The sequence below is a fragment of the Flavobacterium ardleyense genome (assembly GCF_042686085.1).
Classification (GTDB): Bacteria; Bacteroidota; Bacteroidia; order Flavobacteriales; family Flavobacteriaceae; genus Flavobacterium; species Flavobacterium ardleyense.
Window position 1 is genome coordinate 20,760 of record NZ_JBHUOL010000022.1, and the last position, 24,702, is coordinate 45,461.

At 32.2% G+C, this 24,702-nt stretch carries 26 protein-coding genes; 17 read left to right on the forward strand and 9 right to left on the reverse strand.

Going from position 1 to position 24,702, the window contains the following annotated elements:
• The first annotated feature begins 34 nt into the window (after window positions 1-34).
• Complete coding sequence (locus ACFSX9_RS13925; protein ID WP_379808733.1) at window positions 35-763, forward strand: TrmH family RNA methyltransferase; 729 nt, start codon at window positions 35-37, stop codon at window positions 761-763.
• Here ACFSX9_RS13925 and porT read toward each other — a convergent pair.
• The 9 genes from porT to ACFSX9_RS13970 all read right to left on the reverse strand — a co-directional run bounded on the left by porT (window position 760) and on the right by ACFSX9_RS13970 (window position 8,160).
• A complete protein-coding gene (porT, locus tag ACFSX9_RS13930; RefSeq protein WP_379808735.1) occupies window positions 760-1,452 on the reverse strand; it encodes a type IX secretion/gliding motility protein PorT/SprT in 693 nt (230 codons plus the stop codon). The two genes, ACFSX9_RS13925 and porT, sit on opposite strands and share 4 nt — an antisense overlap.
• Before the next feature lies 1 nt (window position 1,453).
• Window positions 1,454-2,185: a bifunctional demethylmenaquinone methyltransferase/2-methoxy-6-polyprenyl-1,4-benzoquinol methylase UbiE gene (gene ubiE / locus ACFSX9_RS13935; protein WP_379808737.1), complete on the reverse strand. Its 732-nt coding sequence runs from the start codon at window positions 2,183-2,185 to the stop codon at window positions 1,454-1,456.
• Window positions 2,186-2,238: 53 nt separating this feature from the next.
• The gene (locus tag ACFSX9_RS13940; protein ID WP_379808739.1) at window positions 2,239-2,724 is read right to left on the reverse strand and encodes a dihydrofolate reductase; all 486 of its coding nucleotides are present in this window, start codon (window positions 2,722-2,724) and stop codon (window positions 2,239-2,241) included.
• 11 nt (window positions 2,725-2,735) lie between these two features.
• A complete protein-coding gene (locus ACFSX9_RS13945) occupies window positions 2,736-3,560 on the reverse strand; it encodes a thymidylate synthase (protein WP_379808741.1) in 825 nt (274 codons plus the stop codon).
• A 47-nt stretch (window positions 3,561-3,607) separates the two neighbouring features.
• Window positions 3,608-3,784 carry a hypothetical protein gene (locus ACFSX9_RS13950; protein WP_379808743.1) on the reverse strand — a complete coding sequence of 59 codons (177 nt, stop codon included), beginning with the start codon at window positions 3,782-3,784 and terminating at the stop codon, window positions 3,608-3,610.
• 28 nt (window positions 3,785-3,812) lie between these two features.
• Window positions 3,813-5,468 carry a NupC/NupG family nucleoside CNT transporter gene (locus tag ACFSX9_RS13955; protein WP_379808745.1) on the reverse strand — a complete coding sequence of 552 codons (1,656 nt, stop codon included), beginning with the start codon at window positions 5,466-5,468 and terminating at the stop codon, window positions 3,813-3,815.
• 19 nt (window positions 5,469-5,487) lie between these two features.
• On the reverse strand, window positions 5,488-6,120 hold the full coding sequence (locus ACFSX9_RS13960; RefSeq protein WP_379808747.1) for a bifunctional nuclease family protein: 633 nt from the start codon (window positions 6,118-6,120) through the stop codon (window positions 5,488-5,490).
• A gap of 244 nt (window positions 6,121-6,364) precedes the next feature.
• Window positions 6,365-7,333: an electron transfer flavoprotein subunit alpha/FixB family protein gene (locus ACFSX9_RS13965; protein WP_379808749.1), complete on the reverse strand. Its 969-nt coding sequence runs from the start codon at window positions 7,331-7,333 to the stop codon at window positions 6,365-6,367.
• A gap of 80 nt (window positions 7,334-7,413) precedes the next feature.
• Entirely contained in the window at window positions 7,414-8,160 is a 747-nt protein-coding gene (locus ACFSX9_RS13970) for an electron transfer flavoprotein subunit beta/FixA family protein (protein ID WP_379808751.1), read from the reverse strand.
• 155 nt (window positions 8,161-8,315) lie between these two features.
• On the opposite strand from ACFSX9_RS13970, the gene ACFSX9_RS13975 reads away from it, so the two are divergent.
• The 16 genes from ACFSX9_RS13975 (at window position 8,316) to ACFSX9_RS14050 (ending at window position 24,431) form a co-directional block, all read left to right on the forward strand.
• Complete coding sequence (locus ACFSX9_RS13975; protein ID WP_379808753.1) at window positions 8,316-9,278, forward strand: PKD domain-containing protein; 963 nt, start codon at window positions 8,316-8,318, stop codon at window positions 9,276-9,278.
• A 42-nt stretch (window positions 9,279-9,320) separates the two neighbouring features.
• Window positions 9,321-9,785 (forward strand): type VI secretion system contractile sheath small subunit, encoded by a 465-nt coding sequence (locus ACFSX9_RS13980; RefSeq protein ID WP_379808755.1) that lies wholly within the window; start codon window positions 9,321-9,323, stop codon window positions 9,783-9,785.
• Between the two features lie 9 nt (window positions 9,786-9,794).
• On the forward strand, window positions 9,795-11,153 hold the full coding sequence (locus tag ACFSX9_RS13985) for a DUF5458 family protein (protein WP_379808757.1): 1,359 nt from the start codon (window positions 9,795-9,797) through the stop codon (window positions 11,151-11,153).
• 66 nt (window positions 11,154-11,219) lie between these two features.
• Window positions 11,220-11,606 carry a type VI secretion system tube protein TssD gene (tssD, locus tag ACFSX9_RS13990; protein WP_379808759.1) on the forward strand — a complete coding sequence of 129 codons (387 nt, stop codon included), beginning with the start codon at window positions 11,220-11,222 and terminating at the stop codon, window positions 11,604-11,606.
• A gap of 84 nt (window positions 11,607-11,690) precedes the next feature.
• Window positions 11,691-12,086, forward strand: a complete 396-nt coding sequence (gene tssD, locus ACFSX9_RS13995; protein ID WP_379808761.1) for a type VI secretion system tube protein TssD — start codon at window positions 11,691-11,693, stop codon at window positions 12,084-12,086.
• Window positions 12,087-12,096: 10 nt separating this feature from the next.
• Window positions 12,097-13,035, forward strand: coding sequence for a polymorphic toxin type 23 domain-containing protein (locus ACFSX9_RS14000; RefSeq protein ID WP_379808763.1), 939 nt, complete (start codon window positions 12,097-12,099; stop codon window positions 13,033-13,035).
• Window position 13,036: 1 nt separating this feature from the next.
• Window positions 13,037-13,609: a hypothetical protein gene (locus ACFSX9_RS14005; protein WP_379808765.1), complete on the forward strand. Its 573-nt coding sequence runs from the start codon at window positions 13,037-13,039 to the stop codon at window positions 13,607-13,609.
• A 399-nt stretch (window positions 13,610-14,008) separates the two neighbouring features.
• Window positions 14,009-14,212 (forward strand): hypothetical protein, encoded by a 204-nt coding sequence (locus tag ACFSX9_RS14010; protein WP_379808767.1) that lies wholly within the window; start codon window positions 14,009-14,011, stop codon window positions 14,210-14,212.
• A 98-nt stretch (window positions 14,213-14,310) separates the two neighbouring features.
• Window positions 14,311-15,024, forward strand: coding sequence for a tetratricopeptide repeat protein (locus ACFSX9_RS14015; protein ID WP_379808769.1), 714 nt, complete (start codon window positions 14,311-14,313; stop codon window positions 15,022-15,024).
• Window positions 15,025-15,918: 894 nt separating this feature from the next.
• Window positions 15,919-17,742 (forward strand): type VI secretion system Vgr family protein, encoded by a 1,824-nt coding sequence (locus ACFSX9_RS14020; RefSeq protein ID WP_379808770.1) that lies wholly within the window; start codon window positions 15,919-15,921, stop codon window positions 17,740-17,742.
• Window positions 17,743-17,930: 188 nt separating this feature from the next.
• Complete coding sequence (locus ACFSX9_RS14025) at window positions 17,931-19,052, forward strand: DUF2931 family protein (protein ID WP_379808772.1); 1,122 nt, start codon at window positions 17,931-17,933, stop codon at window positions 19,050-19,052.
• Window positions 19,053-19,067: 15 nt separating this feature from the next.
• Window positions 19,068-21,017, forward strand: coding sequence for a phospholipase effector Tle1 domain-containing protein (locus ACFSX9_RS14030; RefSeq protein ID WP_379808774.1), 1,950 nt, complete (start codon window positions 19,068-19,070; stop codon window positions 21,015-21,017).
• Window positions 21,014-21,793, forward strand: a complete 780-nt coding sequence (locus ACFSX9_RS14035; RefSeq protein ID WP_379808776.1) for a hypothetical protein — start codon at window positions 21,014-21,016, stop codon at window positions 21,791-21,793. Before ACFSX9_RS14030 ends, ACFSX9_RS14035 begins: the two co-directional genes overlap by 4 nt.
• A gap of 17 nt (window positions 21,794-21,810) precedes the next feature.
• Window positions 21,811-22,485: a DUF4280 domain-containing protein gene (locus ACFSX9_RS14040; RefSeq protein WP_379808778.1), complete on the forward strand. Its 675-nt coding sequence runs from the start codon at window positions 21,811-21,813 to the stop codon at window positions 22,483-22,485.
• 4 nt (window positions 22,486-22,489) lie between these two features.
• Entirely contained in the window at window positions 22,490-23,719 is a 1,230-nt protein-coding gene (locus ACFSX9_RS14045) for a hypothetical protein (protein ID WP_379808780.1), read from the forward strand.
• Window positions 23,688-24,431, forward strand: coding sequence for a hypothetical protein (locus tag ACFSX9_RS14050; RefSeq protein ID WP_379808782.1), 744 nt, complete (start codon window positions 23,688-23,690; stop codon window positions 24,429-24,431). The genes ACFSX9_RS14045 and ACFSX9_RS14050 overlap by 32 nt, the downstream gene beginning before the upstream one ends.
• The last annotated feature ends 271 nt before the right edge of the window (window positions 24,432-24,702 follow it).

Below are 24,702 nucleotides of genomic sequence, written 5' to 3' on the forward strand. Positions count from 1 at the left end.
CCTTTTTAAAAAGTTAGTCAAAAATACAATTTTTATGGTTAGTAAAAACCAAATTAAGCTAATAACGAGTTTACAGCAAAAAAAATATAGAAAACAGGAACAACTTTTTTTCGTTGAAGGCGTAAAAGGTGTTCAAGAACTGCTTGATTCTAATTTTGAATTGCATGAATTATTCACTACAAAAGCGGATTTTCAGTCAATTGATAAAAACAAAGTCTATTCAATATCAGATGCTGAATTAAAAAAAATTAGTGCTTTAACGACGCCTAACACTTGTTTGGCTATTTTTAAAATTCCCGCAGCAATCAAATTTGAGGAAAAAGGTTTGTTAGTTGCATTAGACGATGTGCGCGATCCAGGTAATTTAGGAACAATAATTCGACTGTGCGATTGGTTTGGTATTAAAACATTGTATTGTACTGAAGCAACTGTTGATATTTATAATCCAAAAGTAGTGCAAGCAACAATGGGTTCAATTGGCAGAGTTAATGTTTTTTATGGCGATTTAGAAAAATTATTAACTGCAACTAAATTACCTATTTTCGGAACTTTTATGGATGGAAAAAACATCTACCAAGAAAGTTTACCTAGTGAAGGAATAATTGTAATGGGAAATGAAGCCAACGGAATTTCGAAAACCATTGAAAAATTAGTTTCAGAACGCATTGCTATTCCAAGATTTGGAGATTTACAAGCAACAGAAAGTTTAAATGTTGCTACGGCGACCGCAATAATTTTGAGCGAGTTTAAAAGAGGAAATTAATGGAAGGCAAAGTTTACGAAAAAGCCTCTTGTTTTCATGGCATCAACGTTTCCAGTCCACGGACTTCCGGCTGTGTTGTCTCTAATTAATTCGTCATTCATACTGAAAACACCTCTAATAGAAGGCGAGAAAATAAAATATTCCGTATAAATATCAATTCCAAAACCAGCTTCATAAAAGTTTGTCCACTTGGTCATTCTAAAGCGTTCGTTGTAATTGTCATCTGAAGCGTCCGAATTACTTCCTAAGTTTAGAGCCGTTGAAACTCCTCCTATTAAAAAAGGTCTGACGTTTCCAGCTCGTAAAGCAGAATATTTTATTAGTAAAGGGAAGAAGATATAAGTAGATTTTACTTCTCTTAATTGATCACTCGTACTTAAAATATTTGGATATGTTAAATTTCTTTGCGTAATATATAATCCAGGCTCAAAGCGAAAATCAAAATATTCACTAAGTCTTAGGTTTCCAATCAATCCCACATTAAAACCAGTTGTAGTTCCCACTTGAACATCTTCAGTAACTGACAAATAATCAAACTTGAAGTCTAATTGGTTAAAACCTAGGTAATAACCCCAATGAACACGTTGTTTGTTCCAGTTTTCTTGATTGATAATAGGGTTTTTATCAAATATACCGCCTTGAGCGAAAATGATTTGGGAGAAAAGTAAAAACGCGAATATTTTCTTCATTTTATTTTTTAGATGCGTGATAAATGGTTGCCACTCCAAAAGTTTGGGGTAAGTGTGCTACTTCTATAAACCCAACTTTTCTTAAAATATTGTTCAAGACTTCACCAAAAGGAAATTCATTTGCCGAATCTGATAAATATTTATAGGCAGATTGGTCTTTTGAGAATAATCTTCCTACTAGTGGAAGTATTACTTTTGAATGAAAAGCATACCCTTGTTTAAATGGAAATTTTGTTGGAACCGAAGTTTCTAAAATAATAAATTGGCCACCAGGTTTCAATGTTCTTAAGATTTCTGACAGTCCTTTTTCAAGATTTTCAAAATTTCGAACACCATAAGCTACCGTAATTACATCGAAATAATTGTCAGCATAAGGGATGTTTTCACCATCACCTAAAACCATTTGTATTTTTGACGATAGCTTTTGAGCTTCAATTTTTTTCTTTCCAATATCTAGCATGCCTTGCGAAATATCTAAACCAATAATTTCAGTGGCAGAAGTGCTGGCAAATAAAATAGCCAAATCACCCGTTCCAGTTGCAATATCTAAAATTGAGGTTGGTTTTTTTGATGCCACCATTTTTAAGATCTTTTGCTTCCATTTTGCATCGGTTCCAAAAGAAATCACACGGTTTAATCCATCATAATTGCCTGAGATGTTATCAAACATTTGAGCAACTTGCTCTTTTTTGCCTAATTCCGAGTCTTTGTATGGCTTTATATTTTTAGACATTTTCTTAAATTTGAATCACAAAAGTACGATTAATAATCAATAACCTAAAAAATTCAACGTTTAACATACGTTAAATATGTGAAGTCAAAAGCGTGCTTTTCATCTTTAGGATGAAACTCTTCAAAAACCAATTTCCATCGCTTTAAATCAAGGACAGGGAAAAAAGTATCAGCTTCCACAGAAGTGTGCACTTTTGTAATTTCAATCTTCTGAACGATGTTGATAGATTGTTTATAGATTTCCCCACCACCAATTACAAATACTTCTTCGTTTTTAGGACAAAGTGCAATCGCATTCGTTAGGTTATTAACTATAAAACATCCTTCCGGTGCTTCATAATCTTTTTGTCTTGTAATAATAATATGCGTTCTGTTCGGTAAGGGTTTTGGAAAACTTTCAAATGTTCTTCGGCCCATAATAATATAGTGACCTGAAGTCAAGGCTTTGAAACGCTTGAAATCATCGGGTAAATGCCAAACCAATTGGTTGTCTTTTCCTAAAGCATTGTTTTCCGAAGTGGCAGCAATTATGGTTAGCATTTTAGTGTGTTTTAAATAGCAACTATTCCTTTAATATGCGGATGCGGATCGTAACCTTCCAAAGTAAAATCTTCAAATTTGAAATCGAAAATATTTTTTATTTCTGGATTTAAGATCATTTTTGGTAATGGACGACATTCACGCGAAAGTTGTAATTCTAATTGTTCGATGTGATTGTTGTAAATATGTGCATCTCCAAAAGTATGAATGAATTCGCCAGCTTCTAAATTGCAAACTTGTGCCACCATCATAGTGAATAAAGCATAAGAAGCAATGTTAAAAGGAACGCCTAAGAAAATATCAGCACTTCGTTGGTACAATTGACAACTCAATTTCCCATCAGCAACATAAAATTGAAAAAAGGCGTGACACGGTGGTAAAGCTGCTTTTCCTTTGGCTACATTTTCTGAGAATGATACAGAAGTATCAGGTAAAACACTTGGATTCCAAGCGGAAACTAACATTCTTCGGCTGTTTGGGTTTGCTTTTAAGGTTTCGATTAGTTCAGTGATTTGATCGATTTCTTCGCCATTCCAATTTCTCCATTGGTAGCCATAAACCGGACCTAAATCGCCATTTTCATCTGCCCATTCATCCCAAATTTTAACTCCGTTTTCTTGCAAATATTTGATATTGGTATCGCCATTTAAAAACCATAACAATTCATAAATAATCGATTTTAAGTGTAATTTTTTGGTCGTTACCATTGGAAAACCTTCACTTAAATCAAAACGCATTTGATGTCCAAAAACACTAATAGTTCCCGTTCCTGTTCGGTCGCCTTTTTGGGTTCCGTTTGCAACTACGTGTTTTACTAAATCGTGATATTGTTTCATTTTTCATTTTTAAAGTTTATGTGTTTTAAAGTTTAAATGGGCTTGAGTTATTTTATCTTTGAAAAATAAGCTCCAATATTCAATCCTAAGGCAATTGACACTACTGCACCCGCAATCAAACTAAATCTTCCTGAATCTGGAAAAGATACTAACAAATAGAAAGATGTTAAAAAAGCAAATAAACTCAAGAAGAATAATACTTTAGATGTATTCAATGTTTTCATAATAATTTTATTTTATTTACAAGCTAAATTAGCCAATCATCATTCCGGCGATAGTTGCGGATAATAATGAGGCTAAACTTCCACCAATTACGGCTTTTAATCCAAATTCTGATAATGTTTTTCTTTGGTTTGGAGCTAATGATCCAATTCCGCCAATTTGAATTCCAATAGAGGCGAAGTTGGCAAAACCACACAACATATAAGTTGCCATAATTACTGATTTGTCATAAGTAAAATGGATGTTACTCGCCATGTTTTTCAATTCAGCTAATTGTATATAACCTACAAACTCTGATGCGGCTAATTTTACACCTAATAATTGGCCCATTAACATCATATCTTCTTTTGCCACACCAATTAACCACATCAAAGGCGAAAATACAATTCCTAGAATCGTTTCTAATGAGAATGCTTTGTAAGGTGTATTGTTTGCAATAACATCGTTTAAGCCTGTCCAGCCACCAACCCAACCTAAGGTGTAATTGATCATGGCGATAAAAGCGATGAATACTAATAACATTGCTGCTACGTTTGCTGCTAATTTTAAACCTTCAGTTGTTCCGGTTGAGATTGCATCTAAAATATTAGAACCAATTTTTTCTTTTGAAACTTCTACATCTGTAACGATTGATTCTGTTTGTGGATATAACATTTTAGAAACTACAATTGCTCCAGGTGCTGCCATTACTGACGCTGCTAATAAATGTTTGGCAAATTCTAAACGTAGAACAGGATCATTTCCACCAAGGAAACCGATATATGCTGCTAGAACTCCACCGGCAACTGTTGCCATTCCACCCACCATAACCAATAACATTTCAGACTTATTCATTTTTTCTAAATAAGCTTTAATCATTAAGGGTGCTTCAGTTTGGCCTAAAAATATATTTCCGGCAACAGATAAACTTTCCGCTCCTGAAATCGATAATAATTTTGTCAACACCTTTGCTAATCCTTTAACGACAACTTGAATTACTCCTAAGTAGAATAATAACGAAGTTAAAGCAGAGAAAAAGATAATTGTAGGTAATACTTGGAATAAGAAAATGAATCCAAAACTTTCAATGTTCATCATGCCGCCTAAAAGGAATTCACTTCCTGCTCTAGTAAAATCAAGTACTAAAACAAACAAGTTTCCAACAAACTCAAACCCTGCTTTTACAAATGGAACTTTTAAAACACCGACAGCTAAAATTAATTGAGCAGCAATTCCGATTCCAACTGTTTTCCAATTAATGGCTTTTCTGTTGCTACTGAATAAATAAGCAATTGCTAAAAGCGATATCATTCCTAAAATACCTTTCCAGACACTGGTAAAAGACATTCCGTTGCTCTTGATTAATTGAACATCTGTGGTTTTTTCAATTTTTTTGTTTGATGCAAAAAAAGAATAGGCTTTCCCTTTGTTTTTGATAACTAAAGTAGAATCTGTTTTTGTTTCAATGATGAAACGTTTTGTAGGAGAATCTGAACCATTTTCAAAAAGAAAAATGAATTTGTCTTGTACTAAATAATCGCCTTTTTGATTTAAACTATCTGTTGAGAGTTGTAATTCATAACTACCACCTTTTAATTCTAGGTAATCTTTCTCTGAAGAAGAAAGTTGCCATTTTTTTTCAATTTCTTGAGCAGCCGTAGTAAAGCTAAAAAGTATAGCGATTACATATAATATATATTTATGCATAAGTTATTCTTTATATTTTTTAGGATTCCTTTTTTGAAATTTCGTCTCTAATTTTTGCTGCTTTTTCGTAATCTTCGTTTTGAACGGCTCCTTCAAGCTTTTCGTATAATTCTTTTAAGGAATAACCAGAATAACTATCTGCTGGAATTACAACTGCATCATCTTCTAGTCCAAAAGTTTCTGGAGTAGAAAGGATGTCGTCTGAATCTTCATCTGATTTTTCTGCGTCAGAAGGATTGATGTTTAAGTAAATTCCGGCTTTGTCTAATATGTTTTTGTAGGTAAAAATAGGTGCGCTAAAGCGAAGTGCTAATGCAATGGCATCAGAGGTTCTAGCATCAATTATTTCTTCTATTTTATCGCGTTCGCAAATGATGCTCGAATAAAATACGCCATCGACTAGTTTATGAATAATAACTTGTTTGACTACGATATCAAATCGGTCTGCAAAGTTTTTAAACAAATCGTGAGTTAATGGGCGAGGTGGTTTGATTTCTTTTTCAAGTGCTATCGCAATTGATTGTGCTTCAAAAGCGCCAATTACAATTGGAAGTTTCCTGTCGCCATCCACTTCATTTAAAATCAATGCGTAAGCGCCATTTTGCGTTTGGCTGTATGAAATACCTTTTATCGTTAATTTTACAAGACTCATTTTTCTAGTGTTCAGTAATGGGTGTTTGGTTTTGTGTTTTATTTTGATAGTCCAAGAATTCTTAAATACTACCTTTTAGCCCTGATTGAAGCGGTATCCTTTTTTGAAAAAAAAGATTTAGCGTAAAGCAGGAATAGGGACGGCAAAAATACGCAAGCCATCTGCTCCAAAAATAAAAAATTAGAGCTACCTAAACAAAGATAACTCTAATTTTAATATAATTTATTTTTTGAACAGCTATTAATTACGAGTTGCTCGCTTTAAATGCTTTTAATTTTTCAATTAATTCTGGAACTATGGTAAATGCGTCACCTACAATTCCATAATCTGCTACTTTAAAGAAAGGTGCTTCTGGATCTGAATTGATAACAACTTTTACTTTAGAAGAGTTGATTCCGGCAATATGTTGAATTGCACCAGAAATTCCGATAGCAATATATAAATTAGCCGCAACTGGTTTCCCTGTTTGTCCAACGTGTTCGCTGTGAGGTCTCCATCCAATATCTGAAACTGGTTTTGAACAAGCAGTTGCTGCGCCTAAAACTGAAGCTAATTCTTCGATCATTCCCCAGTTTTCTGGACCTTTCATTCCACGACCTGCAGAAACAACGATTTCAGCATCAGCAATAGTTACTTTTCCTGAAACCTTTTCTACACTTTCCACTTTGATACCGAAATCAGCATCATTTAATGTAGGAGCAAAACTTTCTTCAGCTAAAGTTGAAGCTGATTCTACCAATCCGAAAGAATTTTTAGCAATTCCCAATACTTTTACTGCAGTAGCAATTTCGGTAACGTTAAATGCTTTATTAGAAAATACTGTTCTTTTTACTTGGAAAGGCGATGTGCTTTCTGGTAAAGCAACAACGTTTGATACATAACCTGCTTCTAGAGCTACAGCTACAAGTGGCGCTAAGTATAAACTGTTTGTAGAAGATGAAACTAAAACAATGTGAGTTCCTTCTTTTTTAGCTGCTTGAACAATTACATCAGCATAAGCTTTTGCGCTGAAATTGTTTAACTTGTCGTTTGTTACAGTTAATACTTTATCAACTCCGTAAGCTGCTAAAGCGCTGTTTTCTGCATTGTTAATAGTAACTGCAGTAACAGTTGTTCCCATTGAAGCAGCCACTTTTTTTGCATAAGAGGCTAGTTCAAATGCTACTTTTTTTATTTTTCCTTCTGCGGATTCCGCATATATTAATATAGACATGTTTTTAAGTTTATGAGTTTAAATGTTTAAGAGTTGGTGCTAAGTAGAAATACTCAACACTAAAAAATGAACACTGAATACTAGATTACTTTCGCTTCGTTGTGTAATAAATTGATTAATTCATCTAAATTATCAGCGTTGATCAACTTAACAGCAGATTTTGATGCTGGTTTTTCATACTTCACTGCTTTTGTAGCTGCGGCGTCTCCAGTTGGTTCCACTATTGTTAAGGCTTTAGATCTAGCCATCATAATTCCTCTCATGTTTGGAATACGTAAATCTTTTTCTTCAACTAATCCTTTTTGTCCACCAATGATTAAAGGTAAGCTTGCTGAAACAATTTCTTTTCCACCATCGATTTCTCTAGTTACTTTTGCTTCGTTTTCGTTTACATCGATACCAACGCAAGCGTTCACAAAGTTGTATCCTAATAAACCAGCAACCATTCCTGGAACCATTCCACCATTATAATCTAATGATTCTTTCCCAGCAATTATTAAGTCATAACCACCATTTTTAATTACTTCAACTAATTGCTTCGCCACAAACATTCCGTCTGTTGGTTCTGCGTTGATTCTAATTGCTTCGTCAGCTCCAATTGCTAGGGCTTTTCTTAATGTAGCTTCTGCAGCTGGGCCGCCTACATTTACAACCGTTACATTTGCGCCTTGTTGCTCTTTAAACCATACTGCTCTCGTTAAGCCAAATTCATCATTTGGATTAATTACAAACTGCACGCCGTTAGTGTCAAATTCACTGTCTCCGTTTGTGAAATTAATCTTTGAAGTAGTATCAGGTACGTGACTGATGCAAACTAATATTTTCATTTTGTAAGTATTTAAAGTTCTATTATACAGGTACGAAAATACAAAATAAAATTAAATAAAACTATGCGTGCATAATAAATATTTTTTTTAAAGTGTAAATTATCAAACAATTTTTTTATATTTGATAAAATAATTGGTTTATAACAGCATTAACAATGAACAGCCGAAATCAGATTAAAACTCATTTTGACAACAATATAATTATTTTCTTTTTATTCTTCTTTATATTTTCCTGCGGTTTACTGGCTTTTAAAAGTAGTAAGGAGGAGAAATGTTTGGTGAGTGAATTTAATGTGGAGGTTAATTCTTTTGAGGAAGGAGCGACTTTGGTGTTTTCTGACTCGTCAAAAGAGTCGTACTCTTGGAGTTGGTATTTCGGGGATGGAACTGACATGGAATACAAGTCAAAAGTTAAGCATATTTTCAGGAAAGCCGGAGATTATAAGGTGAAATTATTAATTAATAATAGCTGCAGTCTTGAAAAGACAATAAAAATTAAAAAAAGCAATAAACTTGAAATAAAACCTGTGGTAGAAAGTAAAATAATTGTTAGTTTTACACATCCGGAAAAGGTTTTTAAAGATGAAAAAATTCAGTTTTTTGACAAGACAGCTAATGCTGTTTCTTGGCAATGGAAATTTGATGAAAATGAGTCTATAGGAAGTAAAGTTAAAAATCCTACGTACACATATAAGACGACAGGGTTGAAGACCGTTACTCTAATTGTTAATGGTGATAAGAAATATACACTTTCAAAAGTTGTTAACGTTATAGAGCAAAATGCGCCTGTAGAAACAAGACCTGCTCGTCCTGCCAGACCTAGTGCGGTTTCTGCGCCAGTTGCAGTTGAACCTGTTGTGAAAGATGATAAAAAATTAATTACGGAAGGTGAGATAGGTGAGTTAATATATATCATATCAAAAGGTAAGTTAACCTATGAAAGTTTTAAAAACAACTTTTGTAAGGACCAACTGCCGTCAGTGCAAATAAACAGTAAGTCTGCTATGTCCCTTAAGGATTTCTATGACCTTGTTGGCACGAAACGAATGAAGATTAAAAGTATTAAGATTAAAAGAGAAACCAATACGTGTGTCAGCTCTATATATATTAAGGTATAAAGTGATACATTTTTAAAGCAATAATTTAAATAAATAAACAGCATGGCAAAAACATTTTCTAATAGTTATGGAATTGGTGGTAATGAAGTTAGAGTTGAAGGTCAGGAAGGTATTCTTGAAATTCCTCAAAATAAAACTTTAATTGCACAGAAATTCACAGTTAACACTCCAGTTAAACCGGAAATTGTTAAGGGATTAAAAAATATGGATGAAGTTTTTGAACATTTTGATCCGAAAGTAAATGTAACTTTTGAAGATGAAGTAGGGCAAAATGTAAAAGAAGAATTAAAATTTAGAACTGTAGGTGATTTTTCTATCAATGGAATTACACAGCAAAGTGCTTTTTTAAATGATCTAAAAACAAAAAACGAGCAGTATCAAAAAATGATTAAGCAGTTAAAGACTAATAAGATTTTAAAATTAGCATTGCAAGATCCGGAAGCAAAAAAATCCATTATAGAAACTTTAGAATCTTTGATTTCTGAAATTGATCAATCTGATAAATAATAACATAATATGGCAAATCAAGAAAGTAGTAAAGCATCATCCCATAATGAGCAGGTAAATAAGGCACAGTCGATTGAACAAAGCTTAGAGAAGTTTATTCAATTTGGTGGGTTTGATTTATTAGAAGGATCGATTGATGGTGTTCAAAACTTAAATCCAGAGCGAAAAGCTAGGAAAAATATTTTTTTATCTGAATCAAATAAAAAAGCAGAAAGAGATACACTTAAGAAAGTTCTAAGCTTATGGGTTGAATCTTTAAAGTCATCAGATGATTTAGTTGATTTAGTAAATGAATCAACTTTGAGATCAGAGGAGACTAGTAAGACATTAAAGAAGAACTTAAAAATAGCTATTGACGAGACACATGAGCTTGAATCTAACTACAGATCGATATCACTTTTTTATAAAAATACTGAAGAAAGTAAATTAAAAAACATATCTTTAATGAATGCTGAATTAGATCAGTTAAAAGATTTGGATAATTCAAGATTTATTGATAATATTGAAGAAGAATTAGTTCAAGGTTTTGACAGATTAGATTTAAGACAAAATTATTCTCTTTTAGTGATACCAGGTTACCTTGGTTCTAATAAAGTTGTTGAAAAATGGTCAAAGATTGCATATGAAAACAAGGTAATGCTAATTACCGATTTCCAACATTTAGACGAACCGGATGATGTTATGGAAATGTTTGAATCTGCAAACCTTACGGGAGGCGATACTTATCGTTCAAATGTAATGATGACTTGTAACTGGTTAGTGGGAAGAGGAAAATATGATGAAATTGACGAAGAGGAGAATTTATATGTTCCACCTTCGATGGCTTTAGCTGGTAAAGTATATAATACATTAATGTCACAAGTAACTGCTGGTAAGAAGTTTGGTGGGATTAATGAAGTTGACGGAGTAAAATTTGATTTAAAGAAAAGTGAAATTGCTAATTTAGAGAACTTAGGGTTAATTCCTATGGTTAATGAATATGGTAAAGTGATGGCTTTTTCTGGAAAAACACTTTTCAATGGAGATAATTTAGGTTTGCAAACCTATTCTGTTGTACGTGTTTTTGATTATGTTACAAAAGTTTTGATGGATTTCTTAAACAGAAGAGCCTTCGAAAACTTTAATGCTAAAACAAGAAAAGAAATTTTAAATCAAATTGTGAAATTCTTAGATAATGTTGCTGGTCCAGATAACTTAATCGAAGATTTCGAAATAAAAAGATTTGAACAAGATCCAAATCAGAAAGATAGAATATTCTTAGACGTGAGATTAAAGCCGTACTTTCCTGCAAAGAACTTCCTTATTAAAATGGATGGTCAAAAAGGAGATGATGGAAACGACTGGGATACTGAATATGCTGATGCATAGATCTTTTTTAAAAAAACGCACGTGTTTTCGTGCATCAAATAGTGTATTAACTTTAAATAAATAAATATGTCATTTAAATCGAAATTGAAAGTCGGAGGAAAAGAATTGAACGTGTTAAGCGCTTCTTATGATCTTAATCAAGAAGTAGACGCTAGTGGAAGACCATCTTCTGTTACAAGAGGAGGAACTATTTTTTTAACAGTAGAATCAACTGGTGATTCATTCTTTTTTGAGTGGATGACTAATAACTTCGAAAGAAAAGATGGTTCTATTCAGTACGTTAAACGTGATACTGATGCTAAATTAAAAGAACTTGTGTTCAAAGAAGGTTATTTAGTAAAATACAAAGAGTCATTCGACGCTACAGGTTCAAACCCATTAATTGAAACTTTTACAATTTCTGCAAAAGAGATCTCAATGGGCGGTGGAGAACATGTTAACGAGTGGGTGTAATCCCAATAACGTTAGTAAAATAATGATAAGGGGTTTTTTACCCTTTATCATTAATTATTTTTTAATAACCTAAACTTTGTAAATATGTCCTTTTTAGCAAAACTCGAAATAGACGGGGAAGTAATGAATGTGTTGGAATTCCAATTTTCTGTTAGTCAAGATATCGACAAAAGCGGAAAACCTTCTGCAGACCCAAATGGAGGAAGATTTAGACTTGTTCTAGAATCCACTAAAAGCACAATGCTTTTTGACTGGATGATTAGTAATAATCAAACAAAAAATGGAAAAGTAACATTTTACAGAAGAGATGCTGTTTCAAAAATGAGAGAGCTTCAATTTAATGAAGGTTACTGTATCGGATACGATGAGGTGTTTTTAGCTCAAAGCAATACTTCAATGAGTGTAGAAATTGTAGTTTCTGCAAAAGAAGTAATTATGAATGGATCAAAATTCACTAGAAACTGGCCATTAAAATTCTAAAACAATAATAATGGACGAATTAGAAGCAAATTTTTTCGTAGGTTTAAGTATTCATTTTGGTGGGCCAAGTAAGCCATACATGTCGGGAACGGCAGGTGTAGGTGTGACCAGAAATTTTAAAAACTTTTCACCAGGAGCTAATGTTGCTGTTAACTTTTATAATGGTGGTCTAGGATCATTATCTGGTAATGATTCATTCAATATTGATACTGTTATTACTGCTAAACTAACTGCTGGAAGTTCTTCTACAGGAGGTCCAATGACGATTAATCCTTTACATTTAAATAGTGGTTCAGGATTAGAAGATAATAGAAAATTCTCTGCTACAATTGGAACAAATTTTATTGTTAACAATAACAATAGAAATCAACAAGTGGCTTTTTTACAATTGAGAGCTGATAACTTTAGTTTTCAGACGTATAATGATTTTCAAGGTGCTAAAAAAATTGGTTTAAGCGATGGTTATGATCGCTGGTGGACAGGTGGAGGTAACTTTACAATTGGAAACAATAATAGCCCTTATCAATTAGTTGTTGCAAGTGACGTTTTTACAGCGGATACTGACAGTAATAACAAAATTGATGCACAAAATGCTCAAAGTAATCTAAACGATTTCAAAGCAAATAATCCTAAATTTTTAGACAGGTTAAAAAACAGGGTGACTGATTATACGCCAGCTACGGCTACTGAAGTTGATCAAACATTTTTAGATGAATTTAGAGATGGTACTTTATGGACGTCAGAGCAACATTCATTTGACTTGAATCAAGGACGAACCTCTTTTAGATTAAAAACTCCCCAAGGTAACGTTGGAATTAATAGTCTAGGTAATAGTAATATGTATTCTCAAGATGGAATTCACAGATTAATTAATTTTCATCTTATACCTTCGGAAAGACCAAATTATTGGGAAATTCAGAACACTGCTACTTTTGATAAACAATTTTAGCATGAAAATTATTTTTTCATTAATATGCATCTCTTTTATGTTTTTTTCCTGCGGACCTAAATTCTATAGTAAAAAAGATTATACATTTTATGATAGAAGCTTTGTGTTGAATGAAAATTCGGCTCTGCAAACTAATGGATTTTATGTGCTAGAAAGTACATGGTCAAAAAGAGATGATATAATAAAAAAACCTACTAAATTTGAGGTGTATAAATTTTTTAAAGAAGGACAATCGAACTTGCTTTTGGTCGATTCCTTAAAAACTTCGGCAGAGTATGTTGCAGCAATGCAAAAGCAATTTCAGGAGTATGGAAAAAATAAAAATGAATATACACTTTTTCAAGGCTATTTTAAAGTTCAAGAAAGTAAGATTATAATTCAGGAAGTAAATGTGGTTATAAGGCAGTTTACTTATAGATATGGTTACATAGAGAACGATAAATTAATTATGGTTAAAAGTACTACTGAAGGTAAAGGGCAATTCAATGATAAGTACTTTACTGACTATTTCAAATCTACCTATGTTTTTGTTCCGTACGAAAAAGCGGATGCAGAATTAGTTCCTAATTGGTAGTTACTGAAAATACTGAAGGATTAAACTCAGAATTTCATTATTTAACTAACGTTATATGAAAAGATTCATATTATTCTTTTTTTTTTAATTAGTTGTGAAATTCATCACACTTCTACTCACGCATTTCCACAAGAGAAATATAAATATTATTCTAAGAAAACCCAACTATCCTCATGCTCAAAACTAAGGACAGATGGATTTTATTTTAAAGTTTCTGACGAGCAATTCAACTATTATGTTGAAAATTACGACAAATATTATTCAGAAAAAGATCATCCAGCTTTAAAGAACTTAAAACCAACAAAAGATACTATTGTTCACTATTCTAGATTTTTTTATCTTCATTTTACAAATAAAGGTACTTGGAATCAATCAGGAGGTTTTTATTCTAAGAAAGAAATGATAGATGATTTTAGAAGTAAAGTAGAAGATGGAAGTCGGGATTTATATTTAATTTCAAATGATACTCTTCTTTTAGAAGCATACAATTCTTATCGAAAAAAATTAGAATATACTAAAGCCATTATTAAAAAAGACACACTTTTTATAACTAATATTAAAAGTATCGGAAATGAAATTCCCTATGTTTTTATGAAGCTTTAAAAATAAGTTCAGTTTTACATTTCAGAACTTTAAACATTAGCTAGAAAATACTATATGAACGCTATTTACGTTTTTAAATAATATACCAAATTAAAATTATGAAAATTTTAAAATTATACTTATTTGTAATCTTATCTCTTTTGTTTAGCCAGCAATTTTTTGGACAGGTTATGGAGTTTAGTGATATTGATGATGTTTTTAAAAATGAATTAGTTGTTGAGAATCGTGCTTTAACAAATCGAATAAGTAACTTCCCACAGGTAGCAAAAGATATAAATTCAAAAATATCAATTGAAGTTAGGCAGAAAAAATATAAAGAAGCCCTTCTTTTAGCAAATAAGTTAGATAGTATTTTACCCAACAATGCAGATGTAAAAGAATTTAAAGCTAAAATGCACATGAGATTAAACGATTATGATGCTGCATTAAGTTTGTTTACAGAGGCAATAAAATTGTCGCCTAAAAGTAAATGGTTTTATGTGAATAAAGCTAATTTGTTGTCCGAGATGGGCAGATATGAGGAAGCGCTAGTAGTGAGTGAAACTCTGATAAAAATAGATAATAAGTGGAGTTTTTCTTATTTTTTAAAAGCAATAATTTTAGCTAATCAAAACAGAGACATTGAATCAATTAATGAATTTGAAAAAGCAATTAAGCATGAGCCTAAAAGTGCTATGATTTATCTGCGCAGAGGCGATTTGTATTTAAAATTGGGAGAAAAGAAACAGGCAATTTCAAATTATAATGAATCGCTGAAAATTCAACCTAATTACGTTTTGACGAAAGAAAGATTAAAGTCGCTAAAAGAGTAATTAAATGAAGTAGGTTTATTTTGATGTTTCTCATTGCAAACTTCTCCTCTTTATTTGTCATTTTTTTCCGTGACTAGCATGAAGTAATAATGGGAGAGTGCGCCTCAATATAAAGCAAATATGATGAAGGTTTATATTATTTTGGACTTTTTGAAAATGCAATATTTAGATTGTGTTTTTTTTGCTTAAAGAATTTCAACTCAAGTTGTAAAAATATATTAGGTCTTAAAAGATTTAAAAAGGGTTTAATAGAATAAACACATTAAGTGTAAAAGTCGCTGCGGTTTTTAATATTCTAAACGACCCTTTGATAGCCACAAGTCAAATATTAAGGTAAGTTTAAAAAAAAATAAAAATGATTGTCGGAGTAGTTAGTTTTAGCATTAAAATTATCAAATGGAATTGATTAATTTTTAGTGATATAAATATTTAATTCTATGGCGTAAAAGTATTTCTTACAAGCTCATATTCTCTTTACATATTTTATAGGCTCTTTTGTATATATTTTTTCTATATTATTTTACTTTATTAGAATGACTATCGGTATCACATTTCTAGTAGATGTGATGAAGACCAAGATTGTTATTTAATTTAGGATTTAAGCGGTAAACTAAATAATGATACTTTAAATTAATACAATATTTATTAAAATGATTAAAGCAGATTACAATAAAAAAGTAAGAGACTTTGATTGCGCTAATTTTAGTATGAAATTTAAAATGGATTCTTACGTACTGCTTTCTTTTTGAATATTTTATTAAAAGGTATTAAGCTTAATTTTATTTTATTTTTTCACATATAGAGTAAATTATCATTTAAAAACGGTTAATTTTCATTAGATTTACTAGACCATTGCAAATTTTTATTTGCGAATAACATTAAAATTTCTTTTTTATGGCAATAAGTACCAAAATCAGCATTACTATTGGGGGCGAGACACTTACGCGCTTTTCAAAATTGGTTATCAATCAAAAAGTGCATACGCACCATACGTTTTCTGTATTGCAACCTTTGCCGAAAGAATTTGTAAATCAAGCGATCGATAAAGCACAAAGTTATATTGGAGAGCCTATTAAAGTTGAGATTTCGGCTTCAAGCCTTAGTACAACTGCACCTTTAATATTTAACGGAATAGTTACGGAAGCGCAAATGATTCGTACTTCGGGTGCTGCCGGAGGAATTATAATTAATGGTTACAGTCCCACAATTGTTATGGAGGGAATGCCGAAAACGTTATCTTTTTCAGACCAGTCGTTAGGTGATATTGTTAAGAAAATTACTTCAAATTTCGGCCAAAAGGAATTACAACCTACTGTCAAAGTAACTAATGATAGTCCAATGCATTACACGGTGCAATATCGCGAAAGCGATTTTGGCTTTTTAGCACGGTTAGCCCAAAAGAGAGGGCAATGGTTCTATTATAATGGTGAAGAATTAATTTTTGGCCAACCCACTTCAAAGAATTTTACTTTAGAATATGGTCGCTCTTTGCATAGTTTTAATATTGAAATGCGAACTAAACCACTTGGATTAGAGTATATTGGTTATGAATCAAGTAGTGCTGAAACGCAGAAAGCCAATACCTCAGAAATAAATTACCAGCCCGAAGGTTATGCAAAAGTAGCCTTTGAACGTTCTAATAAATTGTTTCCAGAAACGGCAACAATGCTTTATACGCACGCCATTGAAGAAGGAAGTGCAAGAACTCATTTAGTAGATAGAGTTACGACGCAATTGCATTCAAGGGCTTCGGATTTAGTTACTGCTAAAGGAGATAGTGATGAAACGGGATTGCGAATTGGAGATGTTGTTTCCATTCAGGAACCTGCTTTTTCGTTAACTGGAAATTTAATCGATGGTTTACAAGAGCAAAACTTCGGAAGTTATATAATTACAGATATTACGCATGTTTGTGACGAATCGGGATCTTATCATAATAGTTTTCAGGCGGTTCCACAAGATGTTTTAGCGCCTCCTTACGGAAATGTACACAGTCATCCGACCGCAGATACACAAACCGCTGTGATTACAGACAATAATGATCCGGCAGGATTAGGAAGAGTTCAAGTCAAATTTGCTTGGCAAGAAGAAAATACGCCATGGATTCGTATGACAAATCCACATGCAGGCGCTGGAAAAGGAATGTATTTTATTCCAGAAATAGGAGAGGAAGTATTAGTAGCTTTTGAAGCCGGAAATGCAGAGAAACCATTCGTTTTAGGAACAATGTATAATGGAAGTGAGAGTTCGAGCTATGCAACTTCAGGAAATGACAACAAAGTGATCCAAAGTAGAAGTGGCACAAAAATCATCATGAACGATGCCGAAGGGAGTGTTTTCATTGAAGACCCAAGTGGAAATACTTGGATGATGGATGGGAAAGGTAATATTAGTGTGAATGCGCCAAAAAACATGACCATCAATGTTGGTGAAAACTTAGATATAAGTGTTGGTAATAATATGACAACTACAATTCAGAACAATAATGATACTTCCGTTGGGGCAAACAATATGTTAGCTGTTTCAGATTTACACAAATTGTCTGCAAAAAATTATAATCAAAATATAGACGAGAATAAAACGGTTAAAATAATTGGGGATTTATCAGAAACAACTGCAACAACAACGCATAAAGCGGAACAAGGTGATATTTTATTTAAAAGTGCAGGAGTGGCCAAAATTCTTGGTGCTATTGATGCAAAAGTAAATAAGGGATAAGTTTTTAGTATTTTGACAGATGGAAAAGTTAATGAATTAGAATGAAAAATAAGTTAAAAACAATCATGAAATTATTGGTTTTATATTCAGTACTTAAAAATCATAATAGCAATTTTACTCAAAAATTTTAAAAATATTATTTTAAATCAAATTATAAAACACTCTATTTATATCCTAAAAAGCAATAAATGAAATACTTATTATTTATTATATTAGTAACACAATTAGGTGCTTGTCAAAACAAGCATATAGAAAAACCACCAATAGAATCAAAAAACATGCAAACAACACAACATATAAAAACAACTTTCCAGTGGTCAGAAGGACTAAATGCACCACTTGGATATCCAGTATCGGTATATAGAGGAGGATTAGAGTTGTCTTCTGGATTCGTTGGTCTTTCAGGCTTAGCTACTGCGTCTGGTTTTGGAGGTTGGGGAGCTGAAGGAAATGGTATGTCTAATGGTATAAAATCATTACCTAAACGAATTAACTGTATTTGGTTATCTTATGCAGAAGATTGCATGTATGAAATAAATTGTGATGTAGATTATGAAAAAACCTTAAAACTTTTTAATGAAGGTTTTATAGATAGCAATCGAAAGAGAGGTCGAAAAATGGATACCTACAATAAAATCATGGTTGGTTTTGCGCCTGGGGGTGTAGTTGTTTTATGGGCTTCAGGTGGAGATAAAAAAGTAGAAATAGGAAGATATCAAGGTGAAAAAACGATTGTTTCACCTGAAGAAATTGCGAAGCTAGATAGTCATGAGAAATTGTTTTTTGATCCCGCCATGCGAAAACATGTAATGGATAATCCAAGAATTGTTCCGCCAGAGGTTCAAAAATTGAATAAAAATAAACCCATTCCTTTTGGATTATGGGATATTTATCGCGAAAAACATTCTTGGCGACCAATCTTTAGTATCCCGGATGAGGGTAAAATGAATGACAGGGTTAGAATTGAGAAATATAATGGAGAGAATGAAACCTTGCTATACGAGGAGTTTTACGATAATAAGTTTGCTGCACGTGCTATTCCGCAAAGAATCAATTTTGGATATTGGGATAAAAACGGTCAAGGTTACGGATGTAATGTTATATTAAATGAGAGCGAAATTTTTGACGCTTTTAATAAATTATCAAAGGAAGAATCAGGTGGAAATTTGGAATTATTGTTAAAGACAAACAAGACAAATTCTTTTATAGTCGTTTCTTTAAAAGGTAAACAAAACGAGATAGCACTTATAAAAAGTACAATCGAGGTTTTCGAATCAAGTAAGCTAACAAAAGAATTTAAAGTAGAATAAATTAACACCAACACTATGAGTACAACTTTTGTTTACAATACGGGAGAATACAAAACGGAAAGCAAAAATTTAGAACTTGTTTTTGGTGTGTTTATTGACGGTACGTTGAATAATAAGGACAATACTGACTTAAGAAATAAATTCGCTCGAACTTCTGATTCTGGTATCATTGATTATGAATTAAGCGATGATGAAATTGCGAAAATAGAAAAGGATTCGTATAAAAAAGTAAAAAACAAAGGTAGAATAGAAAAACTCTTAGCAAATAGATATAGAACACCTGAAGAACAAAAGGAATTAGATAGTTTCTCTCAAAAAGATAAATATCTTGTGGCATCGCATAGAACTTTTATGGACAGAATGGGAACTGACAACAGCTTTGGTAACGATTACACAAACGTTGCTAGAATGTGGAAGTACTGCGAGCCTAATTATGCTGTTTATGTAGAAGGAATGGGAACTGACAAAGAAAGTAGAGATAGTCAAGATGGTTTTGCTTTCGGAGCGGGTTTAACGGGTATTAGAGCTAGAGTACGAAATGGATGTGAACAAGTTGCTGACTTAATTAAAAAGGAGATTAAAAAGGATAATGAAAAATCATTAAAAAAAATTACTTTCGATGTATTTGGGTTCAGTCGTGGTGCTGCTTCAGCCCGCAATTTTGTGCATGAGGTTCAATTAAAACAAGGCTATGAAAAAGCCAAGGATTTTAAAATACCAGATGGCTATCATACTTTTGATTCCTCTACTAATGACGACATGCCTCAGAGAAAATCTCGTAAAGCGAAGGTTGACGCAGATGAATTAGAAGTTGATGAAAGTTTTCTAGTTGATGACAAATTACCACAAATGGGCCATTTGGGCTATAGTTTGCTTTTAAATACAGATTTAACTTTCGAGGATTTAAATGATATTCAAATTGTGGTTCGTTTCATAGGTATTTACGATACTGTTTCTTCCTATTATGAAAAAGGAGGTTTAGGACAATATGATGTGAATGGTAATCTGAAAGATGATGGAGCTTTCGGTAAAATAGCAAATGAGGCCATCTCTACAAATTTCGACAGCAACGTCGAACCATTAAAGTTAAATAAACTCGGCGCGTATCAGAAATTAGTGCACTTCACTGCGAAAAATGAGCACCGAAAAAATTTTTCATTAACCCGTGTTCCTGGTGCAAATATTGTAAATGAGCAAGGCAAGATTAAAACGGTGGAACGAAATTTCCCCGGAGTGCATTGCGATATAGGTGGTGCTTATTTAACTGGAGAGGAAAAGGTTGATGAAATTGGCACGAGTTTAAGCGATAGTGGTTACAAAACTAAGTTTTGGGATTATGTAATTCCTGGTGCTTTGCTAATCAAAAAAAGAGGTTTAAAAGCTTTAAAGCAAGATTTATGCGATGAATCCTGGTTCAATGATCTTGAATTAGAGATTAAATGGCAAATAGGCTGGGTTCCTCCTTTTACAAGCTTCAAAAAATTGACAGGAACCCGCAAAGAAGTGAAAAAAGAGTACAGTTATATTTCACTACACTTTATGGAAGAATATGCACGAGAAACAGCGATGGAAGCTTATTTTACTGATTCTATAAAATCTTGGTTTTCAGTGGAAGGTTTCTTGCAAAACGTAAAAAATCATATGAGTCCTTATGCTAAAGGTGAGCACAACGAAGAGTGGGATTTTACCAGCGATCACGAATTAAAAAAAAGAAAGAATGAAAGAGAAAAGCAAGAAAGTTTAGAAAATGAGTTAAATAGAAAATCGGAAAAAGATGGTGCAAATAATTTTTCTGGAACTTTAATCGAGGAAGAAACTTTTGAAACAGTAGCGCTTGATGAAGTAGTTGTTTATGCTGATCAACAAATGCTAAGAAGATTAAGAAATGAATATTTACATTGGTCGTCTAACAGGGATTGGTTTGGAATGCAACCTAATACAAATAGAAAAAGAAAAGAATTTTGATACATATTAATTTAGTAAACGGACTGAAATATTTCACCTTAGAACCAGTACTCGATAAAACATATCATTACAGGTTTGAAACGATAGTGGAAGATTTCTCCAATTCTAAAAGAGTAAAAAAGATAAGTTACATTAGAAATGTGGAAGTAACACTTTATGAGAGAACTGAAATTATAGCAAATTTTCAATTATTTCTCTCCAAAATGTATATTGAAAGCAAAACCACTGAGCCTAACGAGTTTTTAACAAAACAGATGAGTTACGCGTTCGATGAAATTGAAGTAGGTGTAAATTACAAAGGGCAAATACTTTATGTTTACAATATGAAAGAAATGAGCGATCGTTGGGAAAAAACGAAAAACGAACTCCTTATTCATAACAAAGGGTATGCTGTTGCCGATGCTTTCGAGACAATAAGTGATTTGTTAAGAAATGAAGAGGAACTAATTTTGTATCTTTCTGATTATAAGATGTACGGACTTTATTTTACAGGTTTTTTTGGGAAATATAATTTATGGGAAATGCCCGTAATTAGAACTCAAAGTATAGTAGATTTCAAAAATTCAAAAATAGAAGAAAGTATTTATCCGGAACAAAAAGACAAAATATATTATACCATCTTCGGAAAAACCAATACTGAAAGAAAACCTATTGAAAATGGTTTTGATGTGTATAAGGGAGAACTTTCTTATGTGGATTTTCAACTAGAGGAAGCGTACTTAGAAGTTCAAAATGAAGAAAAGAGAATACAATATAATGTCCTTCTACGAGGGTAATTAATACAGATAAACGCATGGCAAAACCAGACAATAATGATAAGCGCGAAGCACGTCAGGAAGAAGAAAAAGCAGATGATAAATTATTAGTCGTAATTGACGGAGCCATTTTAGAATGCAAATTATGTACTGTTCCTATTGGGATGCTAAAAGTAAATTTTGACACGCCTACTACACAAGGAAAAAAAACTGCCACAGTAATGGAAAAAGATAGTAGCAGTCTGATTTTCATGGGAACGTGTATAAAAAGCCCCAATATTGCCGTTCCATGTGCAGCGGTAATGCAATTAGGCCAGTGGAAAGACACAGGAACTGTTCTGATTCAAGATCAAAAACCATTGTTGAAACAAAGCACTATCATGTGTAATTATGGTGGTTCAGAAATAAAAATAACTGACCCGGGTCAAATTAATATTCCTAGTACTATTGAGGAAATTGTAAATAGTCCAAAAGAAATAATAAGTGCAACTTGGATCGATAATGATACTAAAAAAGAAATACAAGACGCAAGCTTAGGTGACAATGTTAATATTTTAGTACAAACAAAAAATTATAAAGAGGGAGATTTCGTTTTTCTTGACATAACAGAAAAAGATGGAGGAGAAGTAAAAGAGGGTAAAACTTTAATTACAGTAGCTGGAATAGTAAAAGCGGATGGAACTGCAGAATTGAAAAAACCTCATACATTATAATTTTATGGCAACATTAGAGATAAGTGGGAGAAATGGATTTAAGGGACAAGAATTATCTGTTAATACTGAACAGTATAAATGTACTCACTGTGAAGAAGAATTCACCTTAGATTTAATTAAAAATACAATAGGTATAAAAGTTCTTTCTAGTACACAAACAAAAAATATTAATTTAGTATTACCTTATTTAAATAGTTATCGAAAAGATTTCGCATTGGATACCTGCTTAAGAAAAGCTCATTTTATATCTCAAATTGGCGTTGAAAGTGCTAATTTCAAAACTTTTGCTGAATACGAAGATTATTCAAACCCACCTGGAGTATTTAGTTCATCACCAATTGTAATAAATAAGACAATAGTTGACTCACTTAAAGATAATTTGACCTCAATATTTTCAATTTTGGATGCAAAAGGAGTTGAAATTACAAAAACTAATGATCAATTAAGCACCATATTGTTAGAGGAAAAGCCATCAATTGTAGATAAACAGCTGTACGGCAAATATACAGGTGAAACAGATCCAAAAGATAAAAAAAAGAAAATCTCTAAATTGATTAAAACAGTTCTAAAAGAAGATAAATCGAAAGATTATGAAATTTATTTAAAACCACATACTTATTTTGGTGTTCCCCTACTCTCAAGAGCATATGCTCCATATACAGGAGATAAACGAGGCCTTGGTAACGGCGATGAATTAACAAGGGACGGTTGGAAGTTTAAAGGTAGAGGTTTAAAGCAATTAACTGGTCGTGGTAATTATGTTTCATTTACTGATTATAGAAATAAAACTACATTCACTGGCGACACATCTGGAGCTATTAATTTTACAGAAGAATTACCTGGTAAAGCATTGAAAGGAAAATATTTATTACTTTCTGATAATGAAATGTATGCAACACAGTCTGCACTATATTTTTGGAACGACGGAACGAAAAAAAATAAAAAATTTGCCAAAGACCATGCCCAAGATGATGACATTGATATGGTCATCAAATGTATCAATCAGTATGATACTGTAGCAGGAAAGACAAACAGGAAAAATAATTATAATCGTGCAAAAGCTGAAGAGGTTTTTAATATTATTAGACATTTTGATCTTATGCTTCAAAATGGCACCGATGTGCAAAAGATTGAAGCTAAAGCTTATTTAGAAAAACAAGTGCTGAAAAAAGATGCGAGAGCTAAAAAAATTTTAGAAGACTATGAAAAAGAGAATCCAACTCCCAAAACGTAAGATAATGACAAACAATGACTTTTTAAAATTAGTATTTACGTTTGTTTTATTTACTTCATTGACCGCTTGTAGTCAGACAGTAATTATTATAAAAGATTCTGTAGCATATAAATCAGAAAAATTTATAGTAGAAGAAGTGAAATTTCCATTAAAAAATCGTCAATCAATAGCAATTCAAAATCAAATTCACAATGCAAATGAAATTTTCAATAAACCAATTTATGAGTCTTCAGAACAAAGACTACGAGCTAAAAAAGACACATTGCAATATTTAATTAAAAATGACGAGCTGATTCATTACAATTATGGTTTCGAACACTATACCGTTTTATATCAAAACAATAAATTTCTTAATCTTTCCATTCAATTGCAATCGTATGGATCTCCATTCGAATCTGTTAATTATCTCGCATTTGATAGAACCAATGGAAAAAAAATAGATGAAAAATATTTTTTAAATACGGAAAAAGTTAAAAAATTAATTAAAGAAAAATTAAAATCACAAGGACAATCCATTATAGTATCTGACAAAAGTTTATCAAGTTTTGTAATAAATGTTGACTCTGAAGATAAAATTTCGGGAATAACTTTTATTATTTACGATGAAGAAAATTACAGAAACAGCGGCTATGAACGATTTGAAGCAAATTTTAAATGGGAGGAAATTGAGCCACATATTTCAAGTATCTTTAAAAGTATACTTTTGAATTGAGTTTGAATTTAATTTTTCATAACGCCATAATCCTTTTAAAATACGATGAGATGCGTAATATTTATAAAAATTTTATGTCATAATTTATAGTGCTATATTGCTTTATTTTTTTATAATTTAAAAGGGAAGTAGTCCTAGGAAAGAGTTTATTGATAATGTCATTAATATTTAGATGCTGTGCTAAACTCGTAGACACAAAAAAATTAATTCGTAATACAAAATTTATAAGTATTTATGAAGATGTTGCTCTATATTTGGGATTAACAAATTA